We start from the raw sequence: 7,933 nt of genomic DNA on the forward strand, positions 1-7,933 counted from the left end.
TTTGTTTTTGGGTCGTATTCAAGAACTGTAATTCCGCAATTTGCCTGCTTAAAAGCCCAGAACTTATTGAGATCAACCCCAAGAAGATAACACATTAAAACCTTGTTTGTAGCGTCATGTCCAACTATTACTATAAGGTCATCCTCTCCATGTTCAGAAACAATTTCTTCAAAAGCCTTAACTGCTCTATCGTAAACATCTTTAAGTGTCTCTCCACCTTCACCTGGCATCTTAACTTCTGCCGGTTTTTCTCTCCAGAGTTTTAAAAGTTCTGGATACTTTTCTTCAACTTCACTTGCAAGCATACCTTCCCACTCACCGTGGTCAATCTCCTTAAATCCTTCTCTCTCAATTACAGGAATGTTATGGTGTTTAGCAATTTCTAAAGCTGTATCCTTACACCTTGAGAGAGGACTTGAGTAAACAGCCTTCACTGGAAAACTTTTGAGAGCTTCTCCAACTCTTTTAGCCTGTTCTTTTCCTTCTTCGTTAAGAGGAATATCCATCTTTCCTTGATACCTACCTTCTGCATTCCATACGGTCTTTCCGTGTCTTACAAGGATAATCTTTGGCATTTCCTAACTCCTTAAAGGTATTTTTGAAGGGGAATTATAAACCAGCAAAAGTTTTTAAAAAATTTTTACAATTTTTTAACAAAATTGCTAAAATACTCGCCAACATACTTTGTAAGGAGGTCTCTATGAAGAAAAAGCTTGACAGATGGATGGATAGAATGCCTGTGCCTATACTTCCTCCAGATGTAAGAAAAAGAGTTTTCAACGAGTATACTCTTGGTTATGGTCATACAGCAGCTAAAGATGAGTCTTTAAGATGTTTACTTTGTAAGACACCTACCTGTTTAGATTCCTGCCCTGTTCAAAGTAAAATTCCTAACTGGATAGAAACAATTCAAAAAGAAAACGTTTTTGAAGGATACAAAATTTTAAGAGAAAGAAACCCGTTTAGTTCTGTATGTGGAAGGGTTTGTCCTCAAGAGTGGCTCTGCGAAAGCACATGTATTTTACAAAGAAAAGAAAATGGAGAATCTGTTGCCATCGGAGAGCTTGAAAGGTTCATTGCAGACTCAGTAAGAATGTCAGGTATTGAGTGGAAGGAAGAAAAGCTTCCAGATACAGGAAAGAAGGTTGCAATCATTGGTGGTGGCCCAGCTGGACTCTCTGCTGCATACTTCCTAGCTAAGAAAGGACACAGAGTAACGATTTTCGAAGCTCTTCCATACCTTGGCGGCGTAATGAGATACGGAATTCCTGAGCCAAGACTTACAAGAGAAGCTCTTGATTGGGACATCAATCTTATACTAAATCTTGGCGTTGAAGTTAAAACAAATACGGTTGTCGGAGAAGACATTACACTTGACCAGATAAGACAAGAGTATGACGCTGTGTTTATTGCTGTTGGTTCCGGTAGAGGAAAGAAAATGAATATTCCCGGCGTTGATCTTAAGGGATCTTACTCTGCAGTTGGATTCCTAATGAAGGTAAATACAGGAGAAATCCATCCTCTCCTTGCTCCAGACAAGGACGTTGAAATCCCAACAGGAAAGAAAGTGGTTGTTGTTGGTGGTGGATTCACAGCTGTTGACTGTGCTTTAGTATCTGTAAGACTTGATAATGAGGTTCACGTTGTTTACAGAAGAACAAAAGATACTTCCTCTGCTAGAGCGGACGAGTGGGAATGCCTAGAAGAAGAAGGCGTAAAGATGCACTGGCTTACACAGCCAATTGAAGTTCTTGGAAACGATGATGGAGAAGTGGTAGGTCTTAAGTGCGTTAAGATGAAACTTGTTCACGTTGAAGGTAGCAAGAGACCAAAAGTAGAACCTATCCCTGATTCAGAACATGTAATACCTTGTGATGTTGTAATCTTCGCAGTTGGACAGGGAGACAACCCTGTAGCCTACAAGGACGTAGAAGGATTAAACATTGATAAGTGGAACAACCTCTCTACTGTAGATGAAGAGTTCAGAACAAACATTGAAGGAATTTGGGCTGGTGGTGACGTTGTAAACGGTGGAGACCTTGTTGTTACAGCTATCAAACACGGAAGAGTAGCTGCTGAATCCATTCACAAGTACTTAACAACTGGAAAGTGGGAATATAAAGGAAAAGAAGAGTAATCTTTGGGGGCTCTGCCCCCTTGTTTAACAACACGAACAAAGTTTTTCTTTAGTTCTAAGCATTCCACAAGCTGCTGAAATATCTTGCCCTCTTGAATCTCTAATAAAAGCTGCAATGTTATAGTCCCACAAAACTTTTTGAAACTTTTCTATCTGCTTTCTACTTGAAGGTTCATAAGGACTTCCTGGATAGGGATTAAACGAAATTAAGTTAACCTTAACAGGTAATCCTTTAATTAGTTTTACAAGCCTCTTGGCGTCTTCAACTGTATCGTTTACTCCTTTAAGCATTACATATTCAATCATTATTCTTCTTACATTATCTGCAGGATAACGTTTTAAGGCTTTCATTATCTCGGAAATAGGGTATTTTTTGTTAAGTGGAACAAGTTTTTCCCTTACATCATCTGTTGTTGCGTGAAGGGACACTGCAAGTTTCACTTTATTTAGTTCTTTAGCCATTCTGTCTATTCCGGGGACAATTCCAACAGTTGAAATTGTTATTTTTCTCGTTGAGAGGTCTAACATATTTTTGTGTGTCATTATCTCTACTGCTTTTTTAACGTTGTCAAAGTTTAAGAAAGGCTCTCCCATTCCCATAAATACTACGTTGGAAATCCTTTTATTCTCTCCAACATCCCTTTGAACGTGAATGTACTGGTCAACAATTTCTGAAGGCAAAAGATTTCTTGTAAAACCGTCCTTTGCAGTAAGGCAAAAACTACATCCAACAGGACATCCAACTTGCGTAGATACACAAAGAGTATTCCAATCCTTTTCAGGAATAAAGACCGATTCTATTCTGTTTCCATCTTCAAGTTCAAAAAGATATTTTTTAGTTCCATCAGCAGATTCTTCAACCTTAACTAGTTTTAAAACATCTATCTTTGCCTTTTCAGAAAGAAGTTTCCTAGCCCCTTTTGATATATTGGTCATATCTTCAAAGCTTTTTACTCTTTTCTTATAGAGCCACTGAGCAATTTGTTTAGCTCTATACCTTTCAAGCCCAAGATCTACCACAAAATCTTGAAGTTCTTTAAAGGTTAAGTCCTTTATCCTTATCACTTCTTTCTCCTCTTAAGAGTTTTTACAACTCCGTAAATTGTAGAACCCACAAAAGCAACCGTTAACAGTAGTGCTAAAAAGAAACTAACTTTGCTCATCAATTTTTTCTGCCTCTTCAATAAGCATTACTGGAATATCATCAACTATAGGATAGGCAAGTTTACACTTATGGCAAATGAGTTTCCCTTCCTTTTCTCTATATTCTAAGTCTCCTTTACATTTAGGACAAGCAAGGATCTCTAAAAGCTCCTTTTTCAGCATCTTTTTCCCCCTAAAGAATCCAATCAAGGTTCTTGACACACTAAAACATAGGGCATATCTTTTTCATACGCAAACGGAGGGGTGGCCGAGTCTGGCTGAAGGCGGGTGACTTGAAATCACCTGAGGGCCTAACCAGCCCTCCGGGGGTTCAAATCCCTCCCCCTCCGCCATAAGTGGGCCGGTAGCTCAGTTGGTAGAGCAACGGACTTTTAATCCGTAGGTCGGAGGTTCGAATCCTCCCCGGCTCACCATTTTTTTCTTTTATGGAGAGGTGGCCGAGCTGGCTGAAGGCGCCCGCCTGCTAAGCGGGTGTACGGGTTTAAAGCCCGTACCGCGGGTTCGAATCCCGCCCTCTCCGCCATTCAACTAGTTGTTCTCTATTTCTTCCATTTCCTCCCAAAAATACGAAGGTAAAGAATCATAAGGCGTTGGTGAACTATCATCAGTTAGAAAAACATAACTGCAAAACTCAGAAACCATCTCAAAAGTTTCAAACCAATCTTCATAAGGGACTTGATACACAAGGCAAGCACTTTTGTCTCTAAAAGAGGAAACTTGAAGATCCTCAACCTTGTCAAGAGAATTTTCAAAGATAACAACAAGGTCTGCTATATCAAAATAAGCCTCATCGGGAAGTGCTCCCACATTAAGAACAATAGAAAAGTTTCCTAAGGAACGAATATAGTCCGTTATCTTTTTGTAGTAGTAGAACGTCTCATTTATACCTTCCACTTCATCTATAAAGAAACCTTTTATTTCTGGATACAGTTTTAGCCATAGATCTATATCATCTTCTACTTCTTGCATATCTCTTGTTCCCCAAGAAGAGTAAACGTATCCCAAAGGAATTTTTCCATTTTCATTTATGGCTGATACAAATTCAGAATACTGATAGTCAACTACTACTCCAGGACCGTTAAAAGGATTTATAACGATAAAAAACTTTTTAGAACCGTCGGGAAAACTTATTATCTGATCCCAAACTGTAAAATTGTAAGAATATACAGGAAGAATACTTCCCTTTATCTTCGGTTTTGCCGATAGTTCCGAATACTCTTCCCCTCCACAAGAAACAAAAAAAGATAGAACAAAAATCAATATGATTTTTCTCATGTTCTTCCAAAATTTGAATAATAAGGGGAGAATCCCCCCTAACGATTCTCAACTTTAACGTTCTCAGGTTTTATCTTAGCAAAACGTCTCTTTCCAACTTGAAGTATGAACTCTCCACTTAAAACATCTATTTCAAGGTTTTCATCTACTACTTTTTCGCCGTTAACTTTAACTCCTCCCCCTTTTATAAGTCTTCTTGCTTCAGAAGTGGACTTTGTAAGTCCAGCTTCTTTTAAAAGCCTTGGAAGCCATACAGGATTGTTAGGAATTGAAATTGTAGGTTCTGGAATTTCTTCTGGGAGCTCTCTCTTTGAAAAGACTCTTTCAAAGTGCTCTCTTGCTCGCTTAGCAGCCTCTTCCCCGTGGAAGGTTTTAACTATCGTCTCGGCAAGCTTTTTCTTTGCTTCCATTGGATGGAATTTTCCTTCTTTTACAAGTCTTTCCATCTCATTTATTTCTTCTTCAGGAACACGAGTAACTAAACGGTAGTATCTCCACATAAGCTCATCAGAAATTCTCATTACTTTTCCAAATTGCTCCTCTGGAGGCTCTAAAATACCGATATAGTTCCCAAGGGATTTACTCATCTTCTGAACGCCGTCAAGCCCTTCTAAAATTGGCATCATTATGCACACTTGTTCTTCCTGTCCGAACTCCCTCTGAAGGTGTCTTCCAACAAGAAGGTTAAATTTTTGGTCAGTTCCTCCAAGCTCTACGTCTGCCTTCAAAACAACAGAGTCGTACCCTTGTAAAAGGGGATATATAAACTCATGAATATGGATAGCTCTTCCTTCTTTAAATCTTTTCTCAAAATCGTCCCTTTCTAACATCCTTGCTACTGTATATTTCGAAGTAAGCTTTATCAAGTCGGCTGCAGTCATTTCAGAAAGCCATTCACTGTTGAAAACGACTATAGTTTTTTCAGGATCTAAAATCTTGAAAACTTGTTCAGCGTAAGTTTTCGCATTTTCTAAAACTTCTTCTTTTGTAAGTGGAGGACGAGTTTCGGACTTTCCAGTCGGATCACCTATTATTGCTGTAAAATCACCAATTAGGAAATAAACTTTGTGTCCAAGTTCTTGAAAATCTCTTAACTTCCAAAGAAGAACTGTATGTCCAAGGTGAAGATCCGGAGCAGTTGGGTCAAATCCAGCTTTTACAAAAAGTGTATCTTTCTTTTTTAGCTTTTCTATTAACTCTTCTTCTCCAATTATCTCAGCAGTTCCCCTTTTTATGATTTCAAGTTGTTCCTCAAGAGTTCTCATTCTCTACCTCTCTTTCCAAAATTATTTCCATTGCGGTCTCATCGCAGTTTGGAAACTTTACACAGTTTATACAGTCTCTCCAGATCTTGTGGGGTAAAGTATTCTTGTCAATTACTCTAAATCCTAGCTTTTCAAAGAACTTAACTTGATATGTAAGTGTGAAAACCCTACTTATTCCAAAATCTTTTGCCTCTTCTAAAGCATACTTAACCAAGGTAGTTCCTATTCCTTTCTTTAAATGGTTAGGGTCAACTGCTAAAGATCGGATTTCAGCCAGGTCATTCCAGAAGATTGTAAGAGCACAGGTTCCAAGAACTTTCCCTTCCTTCTCATAAACCCAAAAGTCCCTTATATGCTCATAAATGCTATTTATGGATCTTGGAAGCATAAGCCCTTGTTTAGCGTATTCATTTATGAGAAACTGTATTTTCTCTGCATCTTTCATTTTGGCTTTTCTAACAATACCCTTTAGTTCCAACTTATGACTCTCCCATTTTTAAAACTTTTACAGGCTCAGTCTTAGAAGCTCTCCCTGCAGGATAAATTGTTGCTAAAACACTTATCGCTATAGCACAGACTGCTGCTAAGATACAGTCCAAAATATGTATTTTAAAAGGTAAGTGGTCAATGTAGTAAACATCAGCAGGAAGAGGAATTAATTTATACTTTTCTCCCAAAATCGCGATGCTTACTCCTAAAATTTCCCCAATTATCGTTCCAATAATTCCTATTATTAACCCTTGAACCATAAAAACTTTAAGAATAAATGAATCCTCAGCTCCAACCGTTTTCAGAATGGCTATATCCTTAGCTTTTGCGTTTACATTCATCATTAAAAGACTTGAAATGTTAAAGGAGGCAACAATAACTATGAGAACTAAAATTAAAAACATTGCTAATTTTTCAAGTTTCAACGCTGAAAATAGACTCTTGTTTAAACTTATCCAATCCTCAACTATAAAATCTTTACCAAGTTTCTTTTCTATTTCTTTCTTCACAAGTTCCAAGTTATCTAAATTATCAATTTTTACCATTATGCCAGTAGCTTCATCCTTAAATCCAAACTTTTTTCTAACTTCTTCTATATGGGCTAAGATTAAAGAGGAATCAAACTGATACATTCCAACTTCAAAGATTCCAACAACTTTAAAAGAAGCAGTTCTTGGTATAAATCCAAATGGGGTTTTCCTTCCTTTTGGAGAAAGCAAAGTAATCTTATCTCCCACCGTAATTCCTAAGTTATTCGCCAAAGTTGAACCTATTACAACTCCTTCTTTTTCTTTCTTAAAAAATTCCCAACTTCCAAGAACAAGTTTTTTAGGTATGTTTGTAACTGCTACCTCTTTTTCTGGATAACAACCTCTTAAAGATGCACTCTGTGCTAAAAGATTACTCGAAGTAGCCATTACAGGAAGGTAAACAAAACTTTCTACACCTTTTACGTGAGGAATTTTTCTTAAAATCTCTTCAGCTTCTCTATATTCTGTAAAGGAAGAAGTTCTTTTCATAACTATTATATCTGCATTACTTGAAAGAAGCCTTTCCCTTATTGCATCCTGAAAGCCTGTCATTACAGCATTAACAACTATTAAGGCCGCTACTCCAACTATAACCCCAAGAACGGCAATAAAAAAGGAAAAAGAAAAGAAACCCTTCCTAAAGCGAAAACCTCTTAGTGCAAGCCACGCTAAGAGTTGGTTCATCCAAAAACTTTCCTCTCTTTGTAGTTAGTTCCATATATTCCCATACAAAGTCCAGCCAATAATAAAATAAAAGGGAATCATCAAGAAAATCCCCTCTAAAAAAAGAAAGTCTTTAAAGAATTCCTGCATAAAAAAAACGAAAAAGAGTCCTGAGGAAAAACCAATACATCCCTTTCTCTTTTCTACATCTTTGTAAGCAAGTCTACAAAGAGAATAATAAACAAAAGGCAGGAGAACTCCCCACCATACAAGGACAAAAAGTAAATCCTTCCAGCTATCTATCTTCATTTTTCAGGTCTTAGTTGTGGGAATAATAGAACTTCCCTAATAGAATCTTTATTTGTAAAGAGCATAACAAGTCTATCAATTCCTATTCCTTCTCCAGCTGT

9 protein-coding genes and 3 tRNA genes are annotated in these 7,933 nt (G+C 37.5%); 4 read left to right on the plus strand and 8 right to left on the minus strand.

The genetic code is table 11. From position 1 onward, the window contains the following. On the minus strand, nucleotides 1-575 hold a 575-nt coding region (gene cobC, locus ABGX27_01265; GenBank protein ID MEO2068127.1), incomplete at its 3' end, for an alpha-ribazole phosphatase. A gap of 125 nt (nucleotides 576-700) precedes the next feature. Here cobC and gltA point away from each other — a divergent pair. Beyond that, nucleotides 701-2,137, plus strand: a complete 1,437-nt coding sequence (gltA, locus tag ABGX27_01270) for an NADPH-dependent glutamate synthase (GenBank protein ID MEO2068128.1) — start codon at nucleotides 701-703, stop codon at nucleotides 2,135-2,137. A gap of 24 nt (nucleotides 2,138-2,161) precedes the next feature. Here gltA and rlmN read toward each other — a convergent pair whose 3' ends face one another. After that, nucleotides 2,162-3,202: a 23S rRNA (adenine(2503)-C(2))-methyltransferase RlmN gene (gene rlmN / locus ABGX27_01275; protein ID MEO2068129.1), complete on the minus strand. Its 1,041-nt coding sequence runs from the start codon at nucleotides 3,200-3,202 to the stop codon at nucleotides 2,162-2,164. A gap of 84 nt (nucleotides 3,203-3,286) precedes the next feature. Beyond that, on the minus strand, nucleotides 3,287-3,463 hold the full coding sequence (locus tag ABGX27_01280; GenBank protein ID MEO2068130.1) for a Trm112 family protein: 177 nt from the start codon (nucleotides 3,461-3,463) through the stop codon (nucleotides 3,287-3,289). Nucleotides 3,464-3,538: 75 nt separating this feature from the next. On the opposite strand from ABGX27_01280, the gene ABGX27_01285 reads away from it, so the two are divergent. From ABGX27_01285 to ABGX27_01295, 3 genes are all read left to right on the plus strand, one after another. Next, nucleotides 3,539-3,633: transfer RNA gene (locus ABGX27_01285), tRNA-Ser, on the plus strand. A gap of 5 nt (nucleotides 3,634-3,638) precedes the next feature. Next, nucleotides 3,639-3,714, plus strand: a tRNA-Lys gene (locus ABGX27_01290). Nucleotides 3,715-3,728: 14 nt separating this feature from the next. Next, nucleotides 3,729-3,824, plus strand: a tRNA-Ser gene (locus ABGX27_01295). Between the two features lie 5 nt (nucleotides 3,825-3,829). On the opposite strand, the gene ABGX27_01300 is transcribed toward ABGX27_01295, so the two are convergent. The 5 genes from ABGX27_01300 to ABGX27_01320 all read right to left on the minus strand — a co-directional run. Beyond that, nucleotides 3,830-4,576, minus strand: a complete 747-nt coding sequence (locus ABGX27_01300) for a spherulation-specific family 4 protein (GenBank protein ID MEO2068131.1) — start codon at nucleotides 4,574-4,576, stop codon at nucleotides 3,830-3,832. A 38-nt stretch (nucleotides 4,577-4,614) separates the two neighbouring features. Beyond that, nucleotides 4,615-5,841: a tyrosine--tRNA ligase gene (gene tyrS, locus ABGX27_01305; protein ID MEO2068132.1), complete on the minus strand. Its 1,227-nt coding sequence runs from the start codon at nucleotides 5,839-5,841 to the stop codon at nucleotides 4,615-4,617. Continuing rightward, nucleotides 5,828-6,286 carry an N-acetyltransferase gene (locus tag ABGX27_01310; protein ID MEO2068133.1) on the minus strand — a complete coding sequence of 153 codons (459 nt, stop codon included), beginning with the start codon at nucleotides 6,284-6,286 and terminating at the stop codon, nucleotides 5,828-5,830. Before ABGX27_01310 ends, tyrS begins: the two co-directional genes overlap by 14 nt. 34 nt (nucleotides 6,287-6,320) lie before the next feature. Next, nucleotides 6,321-7,544: an ABC transporter permease gene (locus ABGX27_01315; protein ID MEO2068134.1), complete on the minus strand. Its 1,224-nt coding sequence runs from the start codon at nucleotides 7,542-7,544 to the stop codon at nucleotides 6,321-6,323. A gap of 284 nt (nucleotides 7,545-7,828) precedes the next feature. Continuing rightward, the coding region (locus tag ABGX27_01320; GenBank protein MEO2068135.1) for an amino acid--tRNA ligase-related protein at nucleotides 7,829-7,933 on the minus strand (105 nt) is incomplete at its 5' end.

The sequence above is a fragment of the Desulfurobacteriaceae bacterium genome (assembly GCA_039832905.1).
Classification (GTDB): Bacteria; Aquificota; Aquificia; order Desulfurobacteriales; family Desulfurobacteriaceae; genus Desulfurobacterium.

What these genes read in the sequence shown, in the direction of transcription:
- tyrS (MEO2068132.1), bottom strand. Translation starts at nt 5,841, where the DNA reads ATGAGAACTCTTGAGGAACAACTTGAAATCATAAAAAGGGGAACTGCT.
- ABGX27_01280 (MEO2068130.1), bottom strand. Translation starts at nt 3,463, where the DNA reads ATGCTGAAAAAGGAGCTTTTAGAGATCCTTGCTTGTCCTAAATGTAAA.
- ABGX27_01300 (MEO2068131.1), bottom strand. Translation starts at nt 4,576, where the DNA reads ATGAGAAAAATCATATTGATTTTTGTTCTATCTTTTTTTGTTTCTTGT.
- ABGX27_01310 (MEO2068133.1), bottom strand. Translation starts at nt 6,286, where the DNA reads ATGAAAGATGCAGAGAAAATACAGTTTCTCATAAATGAATACGCTAAA.
- ABGX27_01315 (MEO2068134.1), bottom strand. Translation starts at nt 7,544, where the DNA reads ATGAACCAACTCTTAGCGTGGCTTGCACTAAGAGGTTTTCGCTTTAGG.
- gltA (MEO2068128.1), top strand. Translation starts at nt 701, where the DNA reads ATGAAGAAAAAGCTTGACAGATGGATGGATAGAATGCCTGTGCCTATA.